20 protein-coding genes are annotated in these 21,566 nt (G+C 69.4%); 12 read left to right on the forward strand and 8 right to left on the reverse strand.

The window, feature by feature from the left end; genetic code table 11:
• The first annotated feature begins 176 nt into the window (after window positions 1–176).
• Window positions 177–1,964, forward strand: coding sequence for a glyoxylate carboligase (gene gcl / locus AB0M76_RS04405; RefSeq protein WP_365951478.1), 1,788 nt, complete (start codon window positions 177–179; stop codon window positions 1,962–1,964).
• 84 nt (window positions 1,965–2,048) lie between these two features.
• Window positions 2,049–2,672, forward strand: a complete 624-nt coding sequence (locus tag AB0M76_RS04410; protein WP_365951479.1) for an ATP-binding protein — start codon at window positions 2,049–2,051, stop codon at window positions 2,670–2,672.
• A gap of 378 nt (window positions 2,673–3,050) precedes the next feature.
• Here the strand turns inward: AB0M76_RS04410 and AB0M76_RS04415 are convergent, their stop codons facing one another.
• From AB0M76_RS04415 to AB0M76_RS04425, 3 genes are all read right to left on the reverse strand, one after another.
• Window positions 3,051–4,508, reverse strand: coding sequence for a catalase (locus AB0M76_RS04415; RefSeq protein ID WP_365951904.1), 1,458 nt, complete (start codon window positions 4,506–4,508; stop codon window positions 3,051–3,053).
• 230 nt (window positions 4,509–4,738) lie between these two features.
• Window positions 4,739–5,629, reverse strand: coding sequence for a 2-hydroxy-3-oxopropionate reductase (locus AB0M76_RS04420; protein ID WP_365951480.1), 891 nt, complete (start codon window positions 5,627–5,629; stop codon window positions 4,739–4,741).
• A gap of 75 nt (window positions 5,630–5,704) precedes the next feature.
• Complete coding sequence (locus AB0M76_RS04425; protein ID WP_365951481.1) at window positions 5,705–6,538, reverse strand: TIM barrel protein; 834 nt, start codon at window positions 6,536–6,538, stop codon at window positions 5,705–5,707.
• 126 nt (window positions 6,539–6,664) lie between these two features.
• On the opposite strand from AB0M76_RS04425, the gene AB0M76_RS04430 reads away from it, so the two are divergent.
• From AB0M76_RS04430 to AB0M76_RS04460, 7 genes are all read left to right on the forward strand, one after another.
• Window positions 6,665–6,916 carry a thiamine-binding protein gene (locus AB0M76_RS04430; RefSeq protein ID WP_365951482.1) on the forward strand — a complete coding sequence of 84 codons (252 nt, stop codon included), beginning with the start codon at window positions 6,665–6,667 and terminating at the stop codon, window positions 6,914–6,916.
• A complete protein-coding gene (locus AB0M76_RS04435; RefSeq protein ID WP_266662320.1) occupies window positions 6,913–7,296 on the forward strand; it encodes a helix-turn-helix domain-containing protein in 384 nt (127 codons plus the stop codon). Before AB0M76_RS04430 ends, AB0M76_RS04435 begins: the two co-directional genes overlap by 4 nt.
• Before the next feature lie 155 nt (window positions 7,297–7,451).
• Window positions 7,452–7,970, forward strand: coding sequence for a 2-oxo-4-hydroxy-4-carboxy-5-ureidoimidazoline decarboxylase (gene uraD / locus AB0M76_RS04440; RefSeq protein WP_365951483.1), 519 nt, complete (start codon window positions 7,452–7,454; stop codon window positions 7,968–7,970).
• Between the two features lie 2 nt (window positions 7,971–7,972).
• Window positions 7,973–8,362: a hydroxyisourate hydrolase gene (uraH, locus tag AB0M76_RS04445; RefSeq protein WP_365951484.1), complete on the forward strand. Its 390-nt coding sequence runs from the start codon at window positions 7,973–7,975 to the stop codon at window positions 8,360–8,362.
• A gap of 1 nt (window position 8,363) precedes the next feature.
• Window positions 8,364–9,287, forward strand: coding sequence for a factor-independent urate hydroxylase (gene pucL / locus AB0M76_RS04450; protein WP_365951485.1), 924 nt, complete (start codon window positions 8,364–8,366; stop codon window positions 9,285–9,287).
• A 205-nt stretch (window positions 9,288–9,492) separates the two neighbouring features.
• A complete protein-coding gene (locus AB0M76_RS04455; RefSeq protein WP_365951486.1) occupies window positions 9,493–10,896 on the forward strand; it encodes an 8-oxoguanine deaminase in 1,404 nt (467 codons plus the stop codon).
• 302 nt (window positions 10,897–11,198) lie between these two features.
• Entirely contained in the window at window positions 11,199–12,587 is a 1,389-nt protein-coding gene (locus AB0M76_RS04460) for a nucleobase:cation symporter-2 family protein (protein WP_365951905.1), read from the forward strand.
• Between the two features lie 99 nt (window positions 12,588–12,686).
• On the opposite strand, the gene AB0M76_RS04465 is transcribed toward AB0M76_RS04460, so the two are convergent.
• Both AB0M76_RS04465 and AB0M76_RS04470 read right to left on the reverse strand, forming a co-directional pair.
• Window positions 12,687–13,301 (reverse strand): 3'-5' exonuclease, encoded by a 615-nt coding sequence (locus AB0M76_RS04465; RefSeq protein ID WP_365951487.1) that lies wholly within the window; start codon window positions 13,299–13,301, stop codon window positions 12,687–12,689.
• An 81-nt stretch (window positions 13,302–13,382) separates the two neighbouring features.
• Entirely contained in the window at window positions 13,383–14,186 is an 804-nt protein-coding gene (locus tag AB0M76_RS04470; protein WP_365951488.1) for an SDR family oxidoreductase, read from the reverse strand.
• 112 nt (window positions 14,187–14,298) lie between these two features.
• Between AB0M76_RS04470 and AB0M76_RS04475 the strand changes: the two genes are divergently transcribed.
• A complete protein-coding gene (locus AB0M76_RS04475) occupies window positions 14,299–14,895 on the forward strand; it encodes a TetR family transcriptional regulator (RefSeq protein ID WP_365951489.1) in 597 nt (198 codons plus the stop codon).
• A 56-nt stretch (window positions 14,896–14,951) separates the two neighbouring features.
• Here the strand turns inward: AB0M76_RS04475 and AB0M76_RS04480 are convergent, their stop codons facing one another.
• Window positions 14,952–16,073, reverse strand: coding sequence for a GDSL-type esterase/lipase family protein (locus AB0M76_RS04480; RefSeq protein ID WP_365951906.1), 1,122 nt, complete (start codon window positions 16,071–16,073; stop codon window positions 14,952–14,954).
• Window positions 16,074–16,427: 354 nt separating this feature from the next.
• On the opposite strand from AB0M76_RS04480, the gene AB0M76_RS04485 reads away from it, so the two are divergent.
• Window positions 16,428–17,210, forward strand: coding sequence for a hypothetical protein (locus AB0M76_RS04485; protein WP_365951907.1), 783 nt, complete (start codon window positions 16,428–16,430; stop codon window positions 17,208–17,210).
• An 87-nt stretch (window positions 17,211–17,297) separates the two neighbouring features.
• On the opposite strand, the gene aceB is transcribed toward AB0M76_RS04485, so the two are convergent.
• A complete protein-coding gene (gene aceB, locus AB0M76_RS04490; RefSeq protein WP_365951490.1) occupies window positions 17,298–18,926 on the reverse strand; it encodes a malate synthase A in 1,629 nt (542 codons plus the stop codon).
• A gap of 273 nt (window positions 18,927–19,199) precedes the next feature.
• Window positions 19,200–19,814 (reverse strand): nucleotidyltransferase family protein, encoded by a 615-nt coding sequence (locus tag AB0M76_RS04495; RefSeq protein WP_365951491.1) that lies wholly within the window; start codon window positions 19,812–19,814, stop codon window positions 19,200–19,202.
• Window positions 19,815–20,059: 245 nt separating this feature from the next.
• Between AB0M76_RS04495 and AB0M76_RS04500 the strand changes: the two genes are divergently transcribed.
• Window positions 20,060–21,547 carry a PLP-dependent aminotransferase family protein gene (locus AB0M76_RS04500; protein WP_365951492.1) on the forward strand — a complete coding sequence of 496 codons (1,488 nt, stop codon included), beginning with the start codon at window positions 20,060–20,062 and terminating at the stop codon, window positions 21,545–21,547.
• Window positions 21,548–21,566 lie beyond the last annotated feature (19 nt).

Here is a 21,566-nt window from a genome sequence, read left to right on the forward strand (position 1 = left end):
GGTGGTTCGTACAACTCGCTTGCGCGAGACGCGGCATTTGGTGTGTTCCGGGGTGCTGAAGCTCCTTGACGGGCGAGGACTGGCCGCCTAGCTTGTTCCGTATAGCAGAACAAAACTTCCGGATTGTGGAAACACCCCGGGAAGCAGTCTGACCGCCAGACCCGCAGGAGAACTCGATGCCTCGTATGACAGCCGCCGCCGCTGCAGTGGAGATCCTCAAGCGCGAGGGCGTTTCGCAAGCGTTCGGCGTGCCCGGCGCTGCGATCAACCCGTTCTACCGCGAGCTCAAGAACGTCGGTGGCATCAACCACACCCTCGCCCGCCACGTCGAGGGCGCCTCGCACATGGCCGAGGGCTACACCCGCACCAACCCGGGCAACATCGGTGTCTGCATCGGTACGTCCGGCCCCGCCGGCACCGACATGATCACCGGCCTGTACTCGGCCATCGCGGACTCCATCCCGATCCTGTGCATCACCGGTCAGGCTCCGGTCGCGAAGCTCCACAAGGAGGACTTCCAGGCCGTCGACATCGCCTCGATCGCCAAGCCGGTCACCAAGGCCGCGACCACGGTCCTCGAGGCCGCGCAGGTCCCCGGCGTCTTCCAGCAGGCGTTCTACCTGATGCGCTCCGGCCGTCCGGGCCCGGTCCTGATCGACCTCCCGATCGACGTCCAGCTGACCGAGATCGAGTTCGACCCCGACCTGTACGAGCCGCTGACCGTGCACAAGCCGGCCGCCACGCGGAAGCAGGCCGAGAAGGCCATCCAGCTCCTGCTGGAGTCCGAGCGTCCGCTGATCGTCGCCGGCGGCGGCATCATCAACGCCGATGCCTCCGACCTGCTGGTCGAGTTCGCCGAGCTGACCGGCGTCCCGGTCATCTCCACCCTCATGGGCTGGGGCGTCATCCCGGACGACCACGAGCTCGCCGCCGGCATGGTCGGTGTCCAGACCTCGCACCGCTACGGCAACGCGACGTTCCTGGAGTCGGACTTCGTCCTCGGCATCGGCAACCGCTGGGCCAACCGTCACACCGGTTACAACCTGGACGCGTACCTCGGCGACCGCAAGTTCGTCCACGTCGACATCGAGCCCACCCAGATCGGCAAGATCTTCGCCCCCGACCTCGGCATCGCCTCCGACGCCAAGGCCGCGCTGGAGATCTTCATCGAGGTCGCCAAGGAGCTCAAGGCCGAGGGCAAGCTGCCCGACTTCAGCGCGTGGGTCGCCTCCCACCTGGAGCGCAAGGCCACGCTGCAGCGCCGTACGCACTTCGACAACGTCCCCATGAAGCCGCAGCGCGTCTACGAGGAGATGAACAAGGCCTTCGGCCCGGAGACGCGCTACGTCACCACCATCGGCCTCTCCCAGATCGCCGGCGCGCAGATGCTGCACGTCTTCAAGCCGCGCCACTGGATCAACTGCGGCCAGGCCGGCCCGCTCGGCTGGACCATCCCGGCCGCGCTGGGTGTCGCCACCGCCGACCCGCAGACCCCCGTCGTCGCCCTCTCCGGCGACTACGACTTCCAGTTCATGCTGGAGGAGCTGGCGGTCGGTGCGCAGCACAAGATCCCGTACGTCCACGTCCTGGTGAACAACGCCTACCTCGGCCTGATCCGTCAGGCGCAGGGCGGCCTCGGCATCAACTTCGAGGTCAACCTGGAGTTCGAGAACATCAACGCCCCGGAGCTGGGTGTCTACGGCGTCGACCACGTCAAGGTCGTCGAGGGTCTCGGCTGCAAGGCGATCCGCGTCACCGACCCGAACGAGCTGGGCGCCGCCTTCGAGGAGGCCAAGAAGCTCGCCGCCGAGTACAGCGTCCCGGTGGTCGTCGAGGCCATCCTGGAGCGCGTCACCAACATCTCGATGAGCAAGACGGTCGACATGAGCGACGTCACCGAGTTCGAGGAGCTCGCGACCGAGCCGGGCCACGCCCCGACCGCGATCCGCCCGCTGTCGGTCTGACGCCCAAGGCGGCAGTAGCGGCTGTACGTTACGGCCCTCGTCCCTCCACCAGGAGGAACGGGGGCCGTTCTGCATACTGCTCCCATGGAGAGATCAATGGCCTCGTGGCGCAACACGACGCACGACTGGGCAGGTTCCGTGGACGCCGACCACCTTGCCCACATCCGTGAGAACCCGGCCGTATTCGCCCCTGGCGGCCTTCCCCACCTGCTCCTCGAAGTCGTCGCCTACGCAGCCGACGAGGCGGAGTGCGCCGGCGGGGGACGTTGCACGGTCACGCTCCACGCCGACGGTTCGGTGTCCGTGGCGGACGAGGGCCGAGGCACCGACACCCGCCTCGACGATCACGGCCGGCCGGTGAAGAAGCCGATCATGGCGACGAAGGATCTCCGGTTCTTCGATCACCCCGACGCGCAGATCCTGCCCGACGGCCACCCGCGGCGCGGCATGTCCGTCGTCGCGGCGCTCAGCCAGTGGCTCGTCCACACCAACCGCCGCGCGGGCGGAGCCTGGCTCCAGCGCTACGAACACGGCGTTCCCGCGACCGACCTGACACCGATCGCGGACGACGGCACGACCGGTACGACCGTCCACTTCAGCCCCGCCGAGTCCCTGCGTGCAGCGTCCGTACCCACGTCGGACGAACTGCACGCGCTCACCACGCCGTGGCCGCACCTGGCCGTCGCCACCATCGACCGCCGCGCATGACAAAGCGCCGAGTCACGGGACCGTCCGTGACTCGGCGCTTTGGGTTTGACCGCCCGACGGTACGAGGCTGGCGCGACAGGACATTCGCACCGCCGGGCGGAGTCGTTGGGGAGGCTGTCCTCGTATACAGGGGACCCTGTGCGTGGCCCCTGTATATAAGGAGTGGCTGGGACCGCGACGGGCGGTGACGAGAGCTTCGGCTTCGTCTCCCTCAGGTCAAGAGACGGGCCTCGGCGCCCATTACCACCGCACTGGCTCACACGCCCGTCGCGGTCCTCGTCCGGCCCTTACCGCGTACCACCCCTCATCCGGGTCCGCGGTTCGGGCTCGGCACCCGGGACCTGACCTCCCGCCAGGTCCCCGGTGCAGCTATTCGGCTCAGGCGTCGCGCAGGGCGCGGACGGCTTCCTCGACGCGCTTGCCGTAGTCGGCGTCCGCGGCGTGGAAGTGAGCCAGGTTCTTCTCGATGACGTCCTCGAGGGTGACCTGAGACAGGCCGCCGGCGATGTTCGCCACCAGACGCTGCTTCTCGGCCTCCGACATCAGGCGGTAGAGCTCACCGGCCTGGAAGAAGTCGTCGTCCTTGGTGTGGGCCGGGGCCTCGTGGGTGCCCGTGTAGCCGGAGACGGCCTTCGGGGCGCCGAGCGCCAGACCGGTCTCGGCCGGGCCCTGGTACGAGTTGGGCTCGTAGTTCTTGTCGTGGCGCGAGCCGTTGCGCAGCGCCATGACACCGTCGCGGCCGTAGTTCTCGGCCTGCGTCGCCTTCGGGGCGTTGACCGGCAGCAGGGTGTGGTTCACACCGAGGCGGTAGCGCTGGGCGTCGGCGTACGCGAAGAGACGGCCCTGGAGCATCTTGTCCGGCGAGGCGGTGATGCCCGGGACGAAGTTGTTCGGGGAGAAGGCGGACTGCTCGACCTCGGCGAAGACGTTGTCCGGGTTGCGGTCGAGGACCAGACGGCCCACGCGCTGCAGCGGGTAGTCGCTGTGCGGCCACACCTTGGTGAGGTCGAACGGGTTGAAGCGGTACTCCGCGGCCTCGGCGGCCGGCATGATCTGGACGTACAGGGTCCAGCTCGGGTTCACACCGCGCTCGATCGCCTGGAGCAGGTCGGTCTGGTGCGAGTTCGCGTCCTTGCCGACGAGCTCGGCGGCCTGCTCGCCCGAGAGGCAGCGGATGCCCTGGTTCGTCTTGAAGTGGTACTTGACGAAGAAGGCCTCGCCCTGCTCGTTCGTCCACTGGTACGTGTGGGAGCCGTAGCCGTTCATGTGGCGGTACGACGCGGGGATGCCGCGGTCACCCATCAGCCAGGTGATCTGGTGCGTCGCCTCGGGGGCGTGCGCCCAGAAGTCCCAGACGTTGTCCGGCTCCTGCTTGCCCGTGAAGGGGTCGCGCTTCTGGGAGTGGATGAAGTCGGGGAACTTGATCGGGTCCTTGATGAAGAACACCGGGGTGTTGTTGCCGACGAGGTCGTAGTTGCCCTCTTCGGTGTAGAACTTCAGCGCGAAGCCGCGCGGGTCGCGGACCGCGTCCGCACCACCCAGCGAGTCGGCCACGGTGGAGAACCGCAGGAAGGTCTCGGTCTTCTTGCCGACCGTGTTCAGGAACGCGGCGCTGGTGTACGTGGTGACGTCGTCGGTCACCTCGAAGTGGCCGTACGCGGCCGAGCCGCGGGCGTGCACCACGCGCTCCGGTATGCGCTCACGGTTGAACCGGGCAAGCTTCTCGAGCAGCTGCTGGTCCTGGATCAGCAGCGGGCCACCGACGCCGGCGGTGGCGGAGTTCTGATTGTCGGCGACCGGGGCGCCGGACTCGGTCGTCAGCGTGCGCTTCGACATGGTGACCTTCCGTACGGGAACCTGCTGACGGAAAGCGTCTTCCGTCATGCGGAACAGCCTAATTTCAGGCCGAACGCAGCGTCAACAGTTTGTTGAACAAAGATGGAGAGAGGTGATCCGGACGGTGCCGGCGCTTGGGCGCGACAGGACAGGTGTCAGCACCGGCACCATCCGGAAACTCAGGCCCCCCGAAGGGGCAGGGGCGGCGGCCCGGAGATCGGGCCGCGGGCTCAGATCTGGGCGCCGGAGAGGCGCTCGACCGCGCGCAGCAGGGCCGAGTGGTCCAGGCCGCCGTCACCCTGGGCGCGCAGCGAGGCGACCAGCTGGGCGACGACCGCGCCGACCGGGAGGGCCGCACCGACGTTGCGGGCGGCGTCGGTGACGATGCCCATGTCCTTGTGGTGCAGGTCGATCCGGAAACCGGGCTTGAAGTCGCGGTTCAGGAAGTTGTCCTTCTTGCGGGTCAGGACCGTGGAGCCGGCCAGACCGCCGTTGAGGACGTCCAGGGCGGCCTGGAGGTTCACGCCGGACTTCTCGAGGAAGACGACGGCCTCGGCGCACGCCTGGATGTTCACCGCGACGATGAGCTGGTTGGCGGCCTTCACTGTCTGGCCGGAGCCGTGCGGGCCGCAGAGCACGATGGTCTTGCCGAGGGTCTCGAGGATCGGCAGCGCCGCGTCGAAGTCGGCCTGCTCGCCACCCACCATGATCGACAGGACGGCCTCGATGGCGCCGGCCTCGCCGCCGGACACCGGGGCGTCGATGACGCGGATGCCCTTCTCGGCTGCGTTCTTCGCGAGGTCGACCGAGGTCTGCGGGGTGATCGACGACATGTCGATGATCAGCGCGCCGGACTTCGCGTTCTCGAGGATGCCGTTCTCGCCGTAGGAGATGGCCTCGACCTGCGGGGAGGCGGGCACCATCGTGATGATGACGTCGGCGTCTTTGACGGCCTCGGCGATCGAGCCGGCGGCGCCGCCGCCGGCAGCGGCCAGGCGGTCCAGCTTGTCCTGCTCCAGCGTGAAGCCGGTGACCGGGTAGCCGGCCTTCAGGAGGTTCTCGGCCATGGGGGAGCCCATGATTCCGAGGCCGATCCAGGCAATCTTGGGGAGGTTGCTCATGACGAGGATCCTTCTCTTAATGCTTTGTACGAAAAGTTCGTGAGGTGCCTGGCTGATCGCCTGGACTTGGTCCGCCTACTGGGCGGCGCGGGCCTCGGCGGGCAGCCACGCGAAGGACGCGGCGGCGTCGGCAGCCTTGTACTCCAGGCCTACGTAGCCCTCGTACCCGGCCTTCTTCAGCTGGTCGAGCAGCTCCTCGAGGGGCAGCTCGCCGGTGCCGGGGGCACCTCGGCCGGGCTTGTCGGCGATCTGGACGTGCCCGGTCTTGGCGGCGTACTTTTCGATGACCTCGGAGAGGTCCTCGTCGTTCATCGCCAGGTGGTACAGGTCGAGCAGGAACTTGGCGTTCCCGAGGCCGGTGGCTTCGTTGACCTTGTCCACTACCTCGATGCCGGCCGGAGCGCTCACCAGCGGGTAGAGCGGCGACTCGGGCTTGTTGAGGGTCTCGATCAGGAGGATCGCGCCGACGCGGTCCGCGGCCTGAGCCGCCACGACCAGGTTCTTCAGGGCGAGCTCGTCCTGAACGGACGGGTCCACCCCTTCGACGCGGTTGCCGTAGAGGGCGTTCAGCGCCTTGCAGCCGACCGAGGCGGCGAAGTCCGCGGCCACGTTGATGTTGGCGTTGAAGCGGTCCGACTCCTCACCGGGTACCGAGACCGCACCGCGGTCCGGGCCCGGCAGCCGGCCGGCGTAGAAGTTCAGGCCCACCAGCTGGGTGCCGGCGTCCTCAAGAGCCTTCTTGAGGGCGTCGAGCTCCGTCTGGGCGGGGGTGGGGGTCTCGATCCAGGGCCACCACAGCTCGACCGCCGTGAAGCCCGCCGCGGCAGCAGCCGCGGGACGCTCCAGAAGCGGGAGTTCCGTGAAGAGGATCGAAAGGTTCACATCGAAGCGCTGGTCCGTGTATCCCATGAGGGGTGTGCGCTCCTTCCGTATTGCGGAAGTTAGTTTCTGCTTGATGGAAGACTGCATCGGGCTCGTCGCAGATGTCAAGTGCGGACTGCCGAAAAAAGCTGACCGGGAGGTAGCTTGACCAGCGTGCGATTGAGAGTGGAGTTCACGACCGAGCCCTTCGATCTAGAAGAGGCCCCTGCCCATGCCGTGGCTGCTCGCGAGGTCATCCAGAAGGCCCAGCTGGACGCGGTGGACGTAGGTCCGTTCGGCAACACCGCCGAGGGTGACGCCGACGAGGTGCTGACCGCGGTGGCCGCGCTGCTGCGTGAGGCGCTGGAGTCCGGGGCCACGCGCGTCTCGCTCCAGGTCAACGTGATCGGGGAGGACACCCCATGACCGAGCCCCGCGACCACCCGTTCGTCACCGCGGTCAAGCCGCTGGTCGACGCGATGGGCGGCGAGCTGATGGATCCGGCCCAGGCTCTGCCCGACGACGTGGTCCTGTCGTGGGAGGGCCGGGAGCTGCTGGCCGTACGCCTGCCCCAGCTGTCCGACTCGCTGGACCACATCCTGGCGGCGCTGGAGCGCCGGCACGGCGTACCGTTGTCACAGCTCGACCGGAAGTCCAAGCAGGACGTCGTCCGGATACTGGAGGCGCGCGGCGCCTTCTCCGTCCGGCATGGCGTGGAGACGGTCGCGGGCGCCCTGGGCGTAAGCCGCTTCACGGTCTACAACTATCTGAACAGGGAAAACCCCAACAAGAACAGTAAGGCGTGAAGCCTGCTTGACCCGCTGTGACGAGCCGCCGCCCAATTCATCCGGGCGGCGGCTTTTGTGTACGGGAAGTTTCAACAAAGTGTTGACGCCGTGTTGCCGAGGGCGTTAGCTATGCGCAGCCCGTCAAAAGCAACAACAGGCCACGGAGGCCTACCGTGACTTCGAGTCCGACCCCGGGTCTCACCCGGTTCAACGCCTTGGACGACAGCGCGGCCACGGCCGAGCTGCACGAGGTGTGCGCCAGTTCGGCATGGGGGAGCAAGCTGCTCGCCCAGCGCCCCTTCGCCACCGCCGACTCCCTGTTCTCCGCGAACGAGGCCGCCATGGCCGAGCTCACCGCCGAGGACCTGGCCGAAGCGATGGCAGGCCACGCGCCGATCGGCCGGCCGAAGCCGGGGGACCCGACCTCCGCCCGCGAGCAGCGCGGCATGGCCGGCGCCTCGGAGGAGCTCAAGAACGAGCTCCTCGAACTGAACCTGGCGTACCAGGAGAAGTTCGGCCACGTCTTCCTCATCTGCGCCACCGGTGCGACCGGTGCGTTCATGCGCGACGCGGTCAAGGTCCGGATCGACAACTCGCCGGAGCAGGAGCGGGAGACCGCCCGCGGCGAGCTCGTGAAGATCAACCGGATCCGCCTGACCCGCCTCGTCGAACTCGCAGAAGAAGGAGCGTGAGCATGAGCACCGAGACCACCGCGTCGGTGTCCACGCACATCCTGGACACCAGCATCGGACGCCCCGCCGAGGGCGTCGCCATCTCCCTGTCGGCCCGTACGGGACTCGACGGCGAGTGGGCGGCCCTGGGCGGCTCCGCCACCGATGCGGACGGGCGCTGCAAGGACCTGCCGGCGCTGCCGGAGGGCACCACCCACGTACGTCTCGACTTCGAGACCGAGACGTACTTCTTTAAGAAGCAAGCCGAGGCGCAGCAGGACGCCCCCCGCGTAAGGGACAGCGGTGCGTTTTTCCCGGAAGTGACGATCACCTTCGCGGTCACTCCCGGCGAGCACTACCACGTACCGCTGCTGCTCAACCCGTTCGGCTACTCCGTTTACCGAGGGAGCTAGCATGGCCACGATTCTGGGCCAGAACCAGTACGGCAAGGCAGAGAACCGCGTCGTCAAGATCACGCGGGACGGCGACACCCACCACATCAAGGACCTGAACGTCTCGGTCGCCCTTTCCGGCGACATGGACGACGTCCACTACTCCGGCTCGAACGCCAACGTCCTTCCGACGGACACCACCAAGAACACGGTGTACGCGTTCGCCAAGGAGTACGGCATCGAGTCCGCCGAGCAGTTCGGCATCCACCTGGCGCGCTGGTTCGTGAACAGCCAGGAGCCGATCCAGAAGGCGCGCATCCGGATCGAGGAGTACTCCTGGGACCGGATCGCCACCTCGGACGCCAACTCCAAGTTCATCGGCTCCGACGAGGTCAACCACTCCTTCGTCCGCCAGGGCATGGAGACCCGCGTCACCCAGATCACGTACGACGGTACGAACTGGGAGGTCATCTCCGGCCTCAAGGACCTGGTCGTCATGAACTCCACGAACTCCGAGTTCTGGGGTTACGTGAAGGACAAGTACACGACGCTGAAGGAGGCCTACGACCGCATCCTCGCCACCCAGGTGTCGGCCCGCTGGCGCTTCAGCTGGTCGGACGACGACCAGCGGATGCCGAACTGGGAGAAGTCCTACGCCGAGACCCGGAAGCACATGCTCCAGGCCTTCGCGGAGACCTACTCCCTGTCGCTGCAGCAGACCCTGTACCAGATGGGTTCGCGCATCATCAATCACCGTTCGGAGATCGACGAGGTCCGCTTCTCGCTCCCGAACAAGCACCACTTCCTCGTCGACCTCGAGCCGTTCGGCCTCAAGAACGACAATGAGGTCTACTTCGCCGCGGACCGCCCGTACGGTCTGATCGAGGCGACGGTCCTCCGGGACGGCTCTGACGCCCGCATCCCCGTGGACATGACCAACCTCTAAGGCACCGTCGAAGAGCGCGGCACGCGCGTCCCGGGGCTCCGCAGTGGCCCCGGGACCGCGCGACACGCTTCAACTTCCTGAATCGGCACCCGGACGCACCACGCGGGACGGCAGTACTGTCAGCTGCCGAGGTCCCCGGCTCCGGCACTCAAATCCCCTGGGCCCTGCCGTGCCCGCACCGCCACTGAAAGCACGAGGAAGTCCCATGGCAGCATCGGCAGCGCATGACAGCGCCGTAGAGCGCATCGTCATCGAGAACTGTGCGATTGCGACCGTCGACGCGAACGACACCGAGTACGCCTCGGGCTACGTGGTCGTCGCCGGCAACAAGATCGAGTCGATCGGTGCGGGCAAAGCCCCCGAGAACCTCGACAATGTGGTCCGCCGCATCGACGGCACGGGTCACCTCGTCACCCCGGGTCTGGTCAACACCCACCACCACTTCTACCAGTGGATCACCCGTGGTCTGGCCACCGACCACAACCTCTTCAACTGGCTCGTCGCGCTGTACCCGACGTGGGCGCGCATCGACGAGCAGATGGCCTACACGGCCGCCCAGGGCTCCCTGGCGATGATGGCCAAGGGCGGCGTCACCACCGCCATGGACCACCACTACGTCTACCCCAAGGGCTCCGGCGACCTCTCCGGCGCGATCATCCGCGCCGCGTCCGAGATGGGCGTCCGCTTCACCCTCGCCCGCGGCTCCATGGACCGCAGCAAGAAGGACGGCGGTCTGCCCCCGGACCACGCCGTCGAGACCCTCGAGGGTGCGCTCGCCGACACCGAGGCGACGGTCAAGAAGCACCACGACTACTCCTTCGACGCGATGACCCAGGTCGCCGTCGCCCCCTGCTCCCCCTTCTCGGTCTCCACCGAGCTCCTGAAGCAGGGCGCCGAGCTCGCCCGCCGCCTCGGTGTGCGCATGCACACGCACGGCAGCGAGACCGTCGAGGAAGAGCAGTTCTGCAAGGAACTGTTCGGCATGGGCCCGACCGACTACTTCGAGTCGACCGGCTGGCTCGGCGAGGACGTGTGGATGGCGCACAGCGTCCACATGAACGACTCCGACATCGCCGCGTTCGCCCGCACCAAGACCGGCGTCGCGCACTGCCCGTCCTCCAACGCCCGGCTGGCCGCCGGCATCGCCCGCGTCCCGGACATGCTCGCCGCCGGCGTCCCGGTCGGCCTCGGCGTGGACGGCACCGCCTCGAACGAGTCCGGTGAGCTGCACACCGAGCTGCGCAACGCGCTGCTGATCAACCGCCTGAACCCGGTCCACCGCGAGGCCGCCCTCAACGCGCGCCAGGCCCTGCGCCTCGGTACGTACGGCGGCGCCCAGGTCCTCGGCCGCGCCGACAACATCGGCTCGCTCGAGGTCGGCAAGTGCGCCGACCTGGTGATGTGGAACCTCAGCACCCTGGCCCACTCCTCGATCGCCGACCCGGTCACCGCGCTGGTCTTCGGTGCGGCCGCCCCGGTGACCCTCTCGCTGGTCAACGGCAAGCAGATCGTCGAGAACAACCGTCTTCTCTTCGCCGACGAGGACGCCATCGCGGTGTCCACCCGGGAAGAGGCCCAGCGCCTCGCGCGGATCTCCGCGCAGGGCTGATCCCACGGAGTCCGGCCGGGGGGGACGGCCCCCGGCCGGCGGTCGCGGACCCGAGCGGGGTCCGCGGCAGCCGTTCCCGGGAAGCGCCCGAGGGTTTCCGAGGGTGCTCCCGGGGCGGTGACTCGTGCCACCGCTGTTTTCGTCTTTCGCGCGAACGACTCGGGCGAATCGTTTCCGCATGCCGTGGACCACGGCGACCACGGCACCCCCACAACTGAATACAAGGCTCGACTTGCACCGCTTTCGCACCACCTCCAAGACACCACGCCCCTGCCGGCGTGTTCAACCGAACGGAGGAAGCCGTGGCCCAGGCGCCCAGGTTTCGCAAAGATGCAGTCGCAATACCGGAGGAGAAGCACCCGGTCGACGAGACCCTGCCTCCGCTGAAAATGTTCACGAGCGGACTCCAGCACGTGGCCGCCATGTACGCGGGTGTCGTCGCCCCGCCCATGATCGTCGGCCCGGCCGTCGGACTCTCCGCCACGGAGACCGCGTTCCTGATGGGCGCCTCGCTCTTCACCGCCGGCCTCGCCACCCTCCTCCAGACCCTCGGCTTCTGGAAGATCGGCGCCAAACTCCCCTTCGTCAACGGCGTCTCGTTCGCCGGTGTGACCCCGATGATCGCCATCGGCAAGGGTGAGGGTGCGGACGCCATCGCCGTCATCTTCGGCGCGATCATCGTCGCCGGGCTCGTCGGCTTCCTCGCCGCCCCGTACTTCGGGAAACTCGTCCGCTTCTTCCCGCCCGTGGTCACCGGTACGGTCATCACCCTGATCGGCGTGTCCCTGCTGCCGGTGGCCTTCAACTGGTCCCAGGGCGGCAACCGCACCGCCACCGACTACGGCTCTATGAAGAACATCGGCATGGCCGCCGTCACCCTCGTGATCGTCCTGCTGATGCGCAAGTTCCTGCGCGGCTTCCTCCAGCAGATCTCGATCCTGCTCGGCCTGGTCGCGGGTACGCTGATCGCCCTCCCGCTCGGCATGACCAGCTTCGACGCCGTCAGGAACGCCTCCCTGGTGGGCTTCCCGACCCCGTTCCACTTCGGCGCCCCGCAGTTCCAGGCCGCCGCCATCGTCTCCATGTGCATCGTCATGCTGGTCTGCATGACCGAGTCCACCGCCGACATCCTGGCCCTCGGCAAGATCGTCGGCCGCCCGGCGGACGCGAAGACCATCGAGGGCGGGCTGCGCGCCGACACCCTCGGCAGCGCGCTCAGCCCACTGTTCAACGGCTTCATGTGCAGCGCCTTCGCGCAGAACATCGGGCTCGTGGCGATGACCAAGGTGCGCAGCCGGTTCGTCGTCGCCGCGGGCGGCGGCATCCTGATCCTGCTCGGCCTGTGCCCGATCGCCGCCTCCGTCATCGGAGTGGTCCCGCTGCCGGTCCTCGGCGGCGCCGGCATCGTCCTGTTCGGTTCGGTCGCGGCCAGCGGGATCCAGACCCTGGCGGGCGCGGCCATGGAGAAGGGCGAGAACGCCCTGATCGTCGCCGCCTCGGTGGGCATCGGCCTGATCCCGATCGCGGCGCCGGAGTTCTACCACGCGTTCCCGAAGGACCTGCTGGTCGTCCTGGACTCGGGCATCAGCACCGGCTGCGTGGTGGCCATCGCGCTCAACCTGGCCTTCAACCACTTCGGCGCCCAGCGGGCAGCCGGGGCAGCCGCCCCGGAACCGGTACCGGTGCACTGACCCTTTCGGGGTCCGACCTGCCACGGCGGTGCGTACGCCACCCACTGCGGGTGTGGCGTACGCACCGGCCGTCTTTCCGCATCTGCCCGAGCGGGGTGGTCAGCCGGCGGTACCGGGGCCGCCGCCCGGAGGAGTCCAGAGCATCAGGTTGCTCATCAGCTCGGCCTGCTCGATCGCGTCGTCGAGCGCGTGGTGGGTGTGCCGGCGGCGGGAGAGCAGCTGTTCCGGCATCCGCCCTTTGACGGCGGCGCGCAGCGGTACCCGCGCCTTCGCCGCGTACAGGGTCTTCATGTCGAGGCAGCCGGAGTGCCCGAAGGGGCTGTCGCCGCCGAACCGCATCAAGTACCAGTACAGGAAGGTCCAGTCGAAGGAGGCCGGGTAGCCGCACATCACGGGCTGGGCCCCGACGGAGACTTCCCGCACCCAGGCGCGGAACTCGGCCATGGCCGCCGCGGGTTCGGCGCCCTCCCGGACCAGCCGGTCCCGGTCGAGGCCGCTGACGGCGAGCGCCTCGGGGACGTACTCGTCGCTGATCGGCCGGAGTTCGCGGTAGAAGGTGTGCTGCTCGGGGTCTGCGGCCGTATACGAAGCGCCGTCCTGCCGCCCCGCGACTGCGGCCCCGAAGCTGATCATCGAGTACGGGCCGGGGATCGGGCCGTCGGCCTCGATGTCGACGGAGATGTAAAGGCTGGGACGTGCGGTACGGGCGGGCATGAGCGGGATCATGCCAGCCCGCGCCGCTCCCGATCATCCGGTTTCCCGGCGCCGGACACCCCTGAGGCCGCTCAGGGGCGCTTAGGGGGTCCGGGGGGTGGAAATCCGGTCCACCATCCGTACGACCATGCGGCGGCTCGCGAGCCGTCCGCTGAAGGCCATGACCCGGTTCATGCCTCCGGAGATCACGCTCGGCGGCGGGTTCTTCCGGTCCAGCGCCTTCAGCGCGGTGCGCACGACCACCTCGGAGGTCTGCATCCGGGTGCCGCCAGCGGCGTCCTCGGTGCCGACCACGTCGAAGAACTCCGTCTTCGTCGCTCCGGGCGACAGCGCGATGACGCGCAGCCCGGTGCCGTGCGACTCCTGCCACAGGGCCTCGGTGAAACTGAGTACGAAGGCCTTGCTGGCGCCGTAGACGGCCATGTTCGGGATGGGCTGGTAGCCGGCCATGCTGGCGACGTTGACCAGGACGCCCTCGCCACGGCTGCGCAGCCGGCCGATGAAGGCGCGGCTGATGTCGACGACGGCCATCACGTCGAGGCCCACTTCCTGGCGGAGCCGCTGCGGGTCCTCCTCGTGGAAGCGGCCGTAGGTGCCGAAGCCGGCGTTGTTGATGACGCTGGAGACCGTGATCCCGCGCCGGTCGACCTCGGCGGCCAGCAGCTCACCGCACCCGTCTACGGACAGGTCCATGGCGATCGGCTCCACCGCGACGCCGTGCGCCGCGGACAGCTGCCCGGCGAGCGCCTTCAGGCGGTCCTCGCGGCGGGCGACGAGCACGAGGTCGGATCCTCGTGCGGCGAGCTGGCGCGCGAACTCGGCGCCCAGGCCCGAGCTGGCGCCGGTGATCAGGGTGGTCCGGCCTCGGTAGTCGACCGCGTTCACAGTGGCTCCTGCCCATGGGATGACATCGTCGTCATCACTGTATGCCCGCTTGGCAGTGACTGCCAAGCGGGCAGTAGGGGCCAAACGGGCGGCCCGCCTATATGCTGACCGGATGGGGACCATCGCAACGCAGCCGAGCCTGTGGGACCGCTCCCGGCAGGCCGTGGTCGCGAGCATCTTCGACACGGCCATGCGGCTCTTCGCCGAGCAGGGGTACGAGGCCACGACGATCGCGCAGATCGCCAAGGAAGCGGGCATCTCCCAGCGGTCGCTGTTCCGGTACTTCGGTACCAAGGAGGACATCGTCTGCGGCGAGCAGGAAGAGCTCGGCGAGCTGCTGCGCGTGACGGTGGAGGCTCAGCCCGCCACCGTCACTCCGTGGGAGGCCCTGCGAGCCGGTTTCGAAGTGCTCATGGACGCGCACGGCGACCCCGGGCAGCTGCTGGAGATCACGGCGCTGATCTTCGACACCCCGTCGCTGCGCGCCCGTTACACGCAGAAGCGGCTGCGCTGGCAGGAACTGGTCCTGCCCGCCGTCACGGCCCGCATGGCCGCAGGGGAGGCCCTGATCCCCGGGGTCCGCGCCGCGGCGGTCGTCGCGACCGTCTTCGCCTGCGTGGACGCCGCCACCGAAGCCTGGGTCCGCAGCGGCGGCAGCGCCGACCTGGCGGCCCTCTACGACGAAGCCCTCGCCGCCGTACGGGGCTGATCCGAAAGGGCGCCCGCGGAGGTCTCCGCAGGCGCCCTCGACCCGGAAGCCACGCCTCAGACGGCGGGCGTGAGGAACATCCCCGTCTGGTCCGCTCCGGCGGTGTTCTTGCAGCTGGAGGCGGAGTTCGCGGGCTGGGCGACGGCCAGGGCCAGGCAGCGGCCGACGGCGAGCTGGCCGAAGTAGTTCGGGTGCATCGACTCCTGGACCAGCCCCTGCGTCTCGCTGCTGTCGATCCAGCGCGCCCACTCGCTCGTCTTCGCCGAGGCGGGCGCCGCGGTGGTCACCTGCTTGCTGGCCTTCGCGCACACCTCACGGCCCTGCATCATGTCCCGCAGGTCCAGGAACTGCACGCCCTTGGCGGCGGCAACCCCCTTGAGGCGATTGGCGATCTGCGGCACGAGCGAGTCGCGCGCCCAGTCCGAGTCCCGGTTCCAGAAGGGGCAGCCGCCCGTGTTGAGCCGGCTCCAGTCGCTCTGCGTGTACCGGTTCTCGGCGCCGCGCGGGATCGGCGACGGGTAGGACTGCAGCACGATCCGGTACGAGGAGTCGGTGTACCCGGCGGCTCGCATCACGGCGCGGATCTCGTCCACGGACTTGCCGACGTTCGCCATGACGCCGTCGATCTTCCCGTCGACCCCGTACTGCTGGTCGTCGTAGCAGTACGAGTTCCAGAGGACGAAGTCGAGGGCGCAGTCCTTGATGATGTCGGCGAAGCCGAGGTCGTTGCCGCCGATGGACAGCGCGATGACCTTCACGTTGTTGGCGGCGGCCGCGGCGGCCAGCTGATCGGCCTGCGGGGCCTCGCCCTTGAAGGGCACGCCGCCGTTGGACGCGCGGAACACGTTCTCGGAAACCGCCCCGGAGCAGGCCAGGTTCACGGCCACGTCGGCGATCGCCCCGGCGCTCTTGACCTCGGCGGAGTCGGAGCGGTGGCACCCGCCCGCGGTGGTGCCGTACACCTTGGCGGGGTCGTAGGTGCTCCCGGAGACCCAGGCGCGGTCGGTCCCGGTGCGATTCCCGCTGTTGGTGAGGCTGTTGCCCTTCCAGCGGCCGGCCTCGCCGGAGATGTAGCTGTCGCCCATGGACACCACGGCGGTGGGCCCGGTCCCGGGGCTGGCCACGGAGGTCCCGGCGGAGCCGGCGACCAGAGCACTGACGGCGAGCGGCAGAACCATCCCGACCCCGGCGAGTCGTCGCACTCGACTGCGGGGCCGGTCCTTGCTGGCGGTGCGGAATCCGATCACGGCGGAACTCCTGCGGTAGGCCATGGCAAAGCCGGAGAGAACTCCGGTGCATGGCTGGGGAAGTGGGGGTACCGCCGGCCGGTGGCATCGGAAAGGTGACACGGCGCGCGTTGTTACCGCTAGGTACAGGAAAGTTACGATGGAGTAACAACCGATCGGTCGTTCGGCTCGCCAACCCGCTTCGCCCTTGGCCGGATTGCGCTGTTCCCTCGCCGCCCGTTCGCGCTCACCCTGTGAACAGAAGCGCAACCAAGGCGGTCAACGGGGGAGCCACCATGGCCGTACCTGCTCCACACACCGCTCCGGCCGGTCACCGGCCCGGGGCGGCCCGACTGGCAGCAGTCCGCCTGCGCGGACTTCGCCCGGGCCGGCGGGAACGGCCTCGGGCTGCGGGTCCGTGCAGCCGATGCCGCCTCGGACCAGGGCGCCGAGGAGGTGCGCCGGCTCGTCGAGCGCCTCGACGGTCCGGACCTCGCCCGGGACCTGGTGGTGGACCTGCTGCTGGACCTGGAGGCGGTCACCGAGGAGGACCACCAGGCGGAAAAGTGCGCGCTGCGCGCACTGGAGTTGCTCGGCCCGCTCACCCGGTGGCGTTCGATCGTGCTGCTGGCCGGTTCCTTTCCGCCCACCGCGCCCGAGCCGGCGGGGTGGGGGCCGATCGAGGCGCACCGGCACGACTGGGACGTCTGGCACATGGTCCGCCACGCCCGGCCGGAGCTCCCCGTCGACGTCACCTACGGGGACTACGGCGCCCACCACGCCTTCGCGGCCGACAGCGGGGCGGGCGGCGGCCCGCCCTGGGGCGTCCTGCGCTACACCACGGACCGTACGTTCATCCTGGCCAAGGCGCCCACGATCGGGGAAGGGCACGCCGAAGAAGTACGGGAGATCGCCCGCCGGATGATCGCTGAGCCCGGCTTCCGCGGAGCCGGGTTCAGTGACGGCGACCGCTGGCTGCAGGAGTGCGCCACGGGTACGGGAACCTCAGGCGTCGGCAACGCCGAGTGGTGGATCCGGGCGGGCCACAGCCAGCACCTCGCCTACGCGGCATGGCGATTGACCGCCTGAAGCACGAAAACAGCTCCGCCCCCGGGCCTGGTGGCGCGGGGGCGGAGCCGGGGTCGACCGCTGTGCGATTCAGTCGACGTCGGGGGGTCAGCCGACGAGCTGGTCGTACGCGGGGAGGGTGAGGAAGTCCGCGTAGTCCGCATCCAGGGAGACCTGGAGGAGGAGGTCGTGGGCCTGCTGCCACTTGCCGGCCGCGAAGGCCTCCTCGCCGATCTCGGCGTGGATCGCGGCCAGTTCCTCGGTGGCGATCTTGCGGGTGAGGTCGGCGGTGGCCGTCACGGGTTCGCCGTCGTGCTCGAAGACGACACCGGCGTTGATCCACTGCCAGATCTGCGAGCGCGAGATCTCGGCGGTGGCCGCGTCCTCCATGAGGCCGAAGATGCCGACGGCGCCCAGGCCGCGCAGCCAGGCCTCGATGTAGCGGATGCCGACCTGGACGGCGTTGCGCAGGCCGTCGTACGTGGGCTTCGCGTCCAGGGAGTCGATCGCGATGAGCTCGCCGGGGGCGACGGAGACGTCCTCGCGCAGGCGGTCCTTCTGGTTCGGCTTCTCGCCGAGGACCGCGTCGAAGGAGGCCATCGCGATCGGGACCAGGTCGGGGTGGGCGACCCACGAGCCGTCGAAGCCGTCGCCCGCCTCGCGGTCCTTGTCGGCCTTGACCTTCTCGAAGGCGACCTTGTTGATCTCGGCGTCCTTGCGGGACGGGATGAAGGCCGCCATGCCGCCGATGGCGTGCGCGCCGCGCTTGTGGCAGGTCTTGACCAGCAGCTCGGTGTACGCCCGCATGAAGGGGGCCGTCATCGTCACCGCGTTGCGGTCCGGCAGGACGAACTTCTCGCCGCCGTCGCGGAAGTTCTTCACGATGGAGAACAGGTAGTCCCAGCGGCCCGCGTTCAGGCCCGCCGCATGGTCGCGCAGCTCGTAGAGGATCTCCTCCATCTCGTAGGCGGCCGTGATGGTCTCGATCAGGACCGTCGCGCGGACCGTGCCCTGCGGGATGCCGACGTAGTCCTGCGAGAAGACGAAGATCTCGTTCCAGAGGCGCGCCTCAAGGTGCGACTCCGTCTTCGGCAGGTAGAAGTACGGGCCCTTGCCGAGCGAGATGAGGCGCTTGGCGTTGTGGAAGAAGTAGAGGCCGAAGTCGACCAGGGCGCCGGGGACCGGACGGCCGTCGACCTGGAGGTGGCGCTCCACCAGGTGCCAGCCGCGCGGGCGCATCACGACGGTCGCCAGCTGCTCGGCGGGCTTCAGGGCGTACGACTTGCCCGTGCGCGGGTCCGTGAAGTCGATGCGGCGCTCGTAGGCGTCGATGAGGTTGAGCTGGCCGAGGACGACGTTCTCCCAGGTGGGGGCAGAAGCGTCCTCGAAGTCGGCGAGCCAGACCTTGGCGCCCGAGTTCAGGGCGTTGATGGTCATCTTGCGGTCGGTCGGACCGGTGATCTCCACACGGCGGTCGTTCAGCGCGGCCGGGGCCGGCGCGACCTTCCAGTCGCCCTCGCGGACCTGTGCGGTGTCCGGGAGGAAGTCGAGGTGGGAGGTGCGGGCGATTTCGGCGCGGCGCTCGGCGCGGCGGGCGAGGAGCTCGTCGCGGCGGGGCGTGAACCGCCGGTGGAGCTCGGCCACGAACGCGAGGGCCGCCTCGGTCAGGACTTCGTCCTGCCGGGGCAGGGGCTCGGCGTCGACGATGGCCAGCGATGACGGCGCTGGTGCGGACATATCTGTCACTCCTTCAGCGGCGGTGCCTGGCGGCCGCGGGGAATGCTCGCGCAGGACGGCACGCAGTGCCGTCGGGTGTGGAGAGTTCCGAAATACGGTCGCGGGCGCCGTCTGGGGGTTCAGGGCGCTTCTGACCAGTGGATAGTAATTTCCTTATGGTGGAAGTTCAATGGTTTGTTGATGTCGAGATTCTCTGAGTCGACAGACTCCGGCGCCCGGTGGCCCTCAGTGCCACCCTCGTCACTGACCGCTCAACTGTCGCTCGACCTCCGCTCAAGCCAGTCGTGCCAGGTCGGGCGGGGTGTCGATGTCGAAGGCCTCGGCAATGTCCCCGCACTCCACCAGCGTGAGCTCGTTCGCGTGTTCTGTCAGGTGCACCCGCGCGCCCTTGTCCCCCGTCGCCGACGCCGCGATGTCCGCCCAGCGGTCCGCGCCGAAGAGCACCGGATGGCCGCGCTCCCCGCCGTAGGCCGCCGCGACCAGGCTCGCGGGGGAGCGGTACGCCTCCCGGACCCGCGCCACGGCCGCGGGACCGATGCCCGGCTGGTCCACGAGCGAGACGAGGGCTGCCGAGGCGCCCGTACCGGCGAGCGAGGCGAGGCCGACACGCAGCGAGGAGCCCATGCCCTCCGCCCAGTCGGGGTTGTCCACGACCACGCAGCCGGTCAGGTCCGCCCGCTCGCGGACCTCGGCGGCGGAGGCGCCGAGCACCACGTGCAGCGGACCGCAGCCCGCCTCGCGCAGCACCCGTACCGCGTTCTCGACGAGCGGGCGGCCGCGGTACCCGAGCAGGGCCTTGGGGCGCCCGCCCAGGCGGCGGCCGCCGCCGGCCGCGAGGAGCAGGCCCGCGATCACGGGGCTTGAGGTCGGGTCTGTGTTGGCTGGCATGTCAGCGATTCTCGCCCCTGTGGGGTGGCAGGTGGCCGCCGCGTCAGGAGGCGTCGTACGGCGGCCAGCCCGGGTCCGAGGCGCAGCGGCTCGGAGATCCGGTTCTCGACGGCAGCCGCCAGGGCGCGTTCATCGCGGTCGGTCAATGGGGTCGACATGGCGGTCTCCTTGTCAATCGGGGGCCAATACCGCGAGTCTGGACCCTGGATTGGCCTGGCTGGCAGAGCCAATCAGGGGAGGTTGGCATGGCAAACGGGCGAGTCGTCCAGACGGCGGACAGAACCATCGGCAGCCGCCAGCTCGCGGCCCTGCTGCCCTCCGAGGTGCTGGCCCGCCCCGGCTACCGGTCCCTCGCCGACGCCGTGCGGACCCTGGTCCTGGACGGCCGGATCGCCCTGCACGTACGGCTGCCCGCCGAGCGCGAGCTCGCCGAGGCGCTCGGCGCCAGCCGCGCCACCGTCACCGGGGCCTACGACCTGCTGCGCGAGAGCGGCTACGTCCGCAGCCGGCGCGGCTCCGGCACCTGGACCGAACTCCCCGAGGGTCACGGACCGGTCGGCGCGCACCTGCTGGTCGGCTCCGGCGGCTACATCGCCGACGGCGACCCCGGGATCGACCTGGCGATCGCCGCCCTGGGCGCCCCGGAGGACGCCCTCACCGAGGCCCTCGCCTGGGCTGCGCCCCGGCTGCCGGGCCTCGCCCGGAGCCCCGGCTACAACCCCTTCGGGCTGCCCGACCTGCGCAGCGCCGTCGCCGAGCGGTTCACCCGGCGCGGGCTGCCGACCCGCCCCGAGCAGATCCTGGTCACGGCCGGTGCGCAGCAGGCGTTCTCGCTGGTCGTGAGCCTGCTGTGCGGGCCCGGGGACCGGGTGGTGACCGAGAGCCCCACGTACGCGAACGCCCTCGACGCCCTGCGGCACGCCAGGCTGCGCACTGGGTCGATCGCCGTCTCCGATGCGGGCTGGGACATGGAGATCGCCGAGTCCATGCTGAGGCAGACCGTGCCGAGGCTGGCGTACGTGATCCCGGACTTCCACAATCCGACGGGGCTGCTCATGCCGCAGGAGCAGCGGCTGCGGCTGCTGTCGGCGACGCGGCGGACCGGGACCTGGCTGGTGGTCGACGAGACCATCGCCGACATCGCCCTGGACGTACCGCCGCCGGCGCCGCTGGCCTCGCTGGCGCCGCGGGGCGGGGCGGACCACGTGGTGACGATCGGCTCGCTCAGCAAGACGCACTGGGGCGGGCTGCGGGTGGGGTGGGTACGGGCCACCGCGAAGATGATCACGGAGCTGACGGCGGTGAAGGTGGCCGTGGACATGACGGGGTCGGTGCTGGACCAGCTGGTGGCGCTGCCGCTGCTGGAGGGGTTGGAGCGGACCCTGCCGGCGCGGCTCGCGCAGTTGCGGGGGCAGCGGGAGGCGCTGGTGGGTGCGCTGGAGCGGCACACTCCGGAGTGGTCGTGGCAGGTGCCGCCGGGCGGGCTGTCGCTGTGGGTGGACCTGGGGGAGCCGGTGAGCTCGGCGCTGACGGAGCGGGCCGGCGCCTGCGGCGTGCACATCGGGCGGGGGGCGCGGTTCGGGGTGGACCCCGGGACGTTCGAGCATCGGCTGCGGATTCCGTACACGCTGTCCGCGGATCGGCTGGACGAGGCCGTACGGCGCCTCGCGGCGGCCTTCCATGACGGGGTCCCGCTGGCTCCGGCGGTGGAGCGGCCGCACTGGGTGGCGTAAGGAGTGCCGTCAAAGGAGC

Origin of the sequence: Streptomyces sp. NPDC051364 (genome assembly GCF_040682115.1) — a bacterium.
Taxonomy (GTDB): Bacteria; Actinomycetota; Actinomycetes; order Streptomycetales; family Streptomycetaceae; genus Streptomyces.

Excerpts from the sequence above, each read along its gene's own strand:
- AB0M76_RS04480 (WP_365951906.1), bottom strand. The coding sequence starts at position 16,073 with ATGGTTCTGCCGCTCGCCGTCAGTGCTCTGGTCGCCGGCTCCGCCGGG.
- AB0M76_RS04425 (WP_365951481.1), bottom strand. The coding sequence starts at position 6,538 with ATGGGATACACGGACCAGCGCTTCGATGTGAACCTTTCGATCCTCTTC.
- AB0M76_RS04495 (WP_365951491.1), bottom strand. The coding sequence starts at position 19,814 with ATGCCAGCCAACACAGACCCGACCTCAAGCCCCGTGATCGCGGGCCTG.
- AB0M76_RS04500 (WP_365951492.1), top strand. The coding sequence starts at position 20,060 with ATGGCAAACGGGCGAGTCGTCCAGACGGCGGACAGAACCATCGGCAGC.
- AB0M76_RS04435 (WP_266662320.1), top strand. The coding sequence starts at position 6,913 with ATGACCGAGCCCCGCGACCACCCGTTCGTCACCGCGGTCAAGCCGCTG.
- uraH (WP_365951484.1), top strand. The coding sequence starts at position 7,973 with ATGAGCACCGAGACCACCGCGTCGGTGTCCACGCACATCCTGGACACC.
- AB0M76_RS04475 (WP_365951489.1), top strand. The coding sequence starts at position 14,299 with ATGGGGACCATCGCAACGCAGCCGAGCCTGTGGGACCGCTCCCGGCAG.
- aceB (WP_365951490.1), bottom strand. The coding sequence starts at position 18,926 with ATGTCCGCACCAGCGCCGTCATCGCTGGCCATCGTCGACGCCGAGCCC.
- AB0M76_RS04410 (WP_365951479.1), top strand. The coding sequence starts at position 2,049 with ATGGAGAGATCAATGGCCTCGTGGCGCAACACGACGCACGACTGGGCA.
- AB0M76_RS04465 (WP_365951487.1), bottom strand. The coding sequence starts at position 13,301 with ATGCCCGCCCGTACCGCACGTCCCAGCCTTTACATCTCCGTCGACATC.
- AB0M76_RS04415 (WP_365951904.1), bottom strand. The coding sequence starts at position 4,508 with ATGTCGAAGCGCACGCTGACGACCGAGTCCGGCGCCCCGGTCGCCGAC.
- pucL (WP_365951485.1), top strand. The coding sequence starts at position 8,364 with ATGGCCACGATTCTGGGCCAGAACCAGTACGGCAAGGCAGAGAACCGC.
- AB0M76_RS04455 (WP_365951486.1), top strand. The coding sequence starts at position 9,493 with ATGGCAGCATCGGCAGCGCATGACAGCGCCGTAGAGCGCATCGTCATC.
- gcl (WP_365951478.1), top strand. The coding sequence starts at position 177 with ATGCCTCGTATGACAGCCGCCGCCGCTGCAGTGGAGATCCTCAAGCGC.
- AB0M76_RS04420 (WP_365951480.1), bottom strand. The coding sequence starts at position 5,629 with ATGAGCAACCTCCCCAAGATTGCCTGGATCGGCCTCGGAATCATGGGC.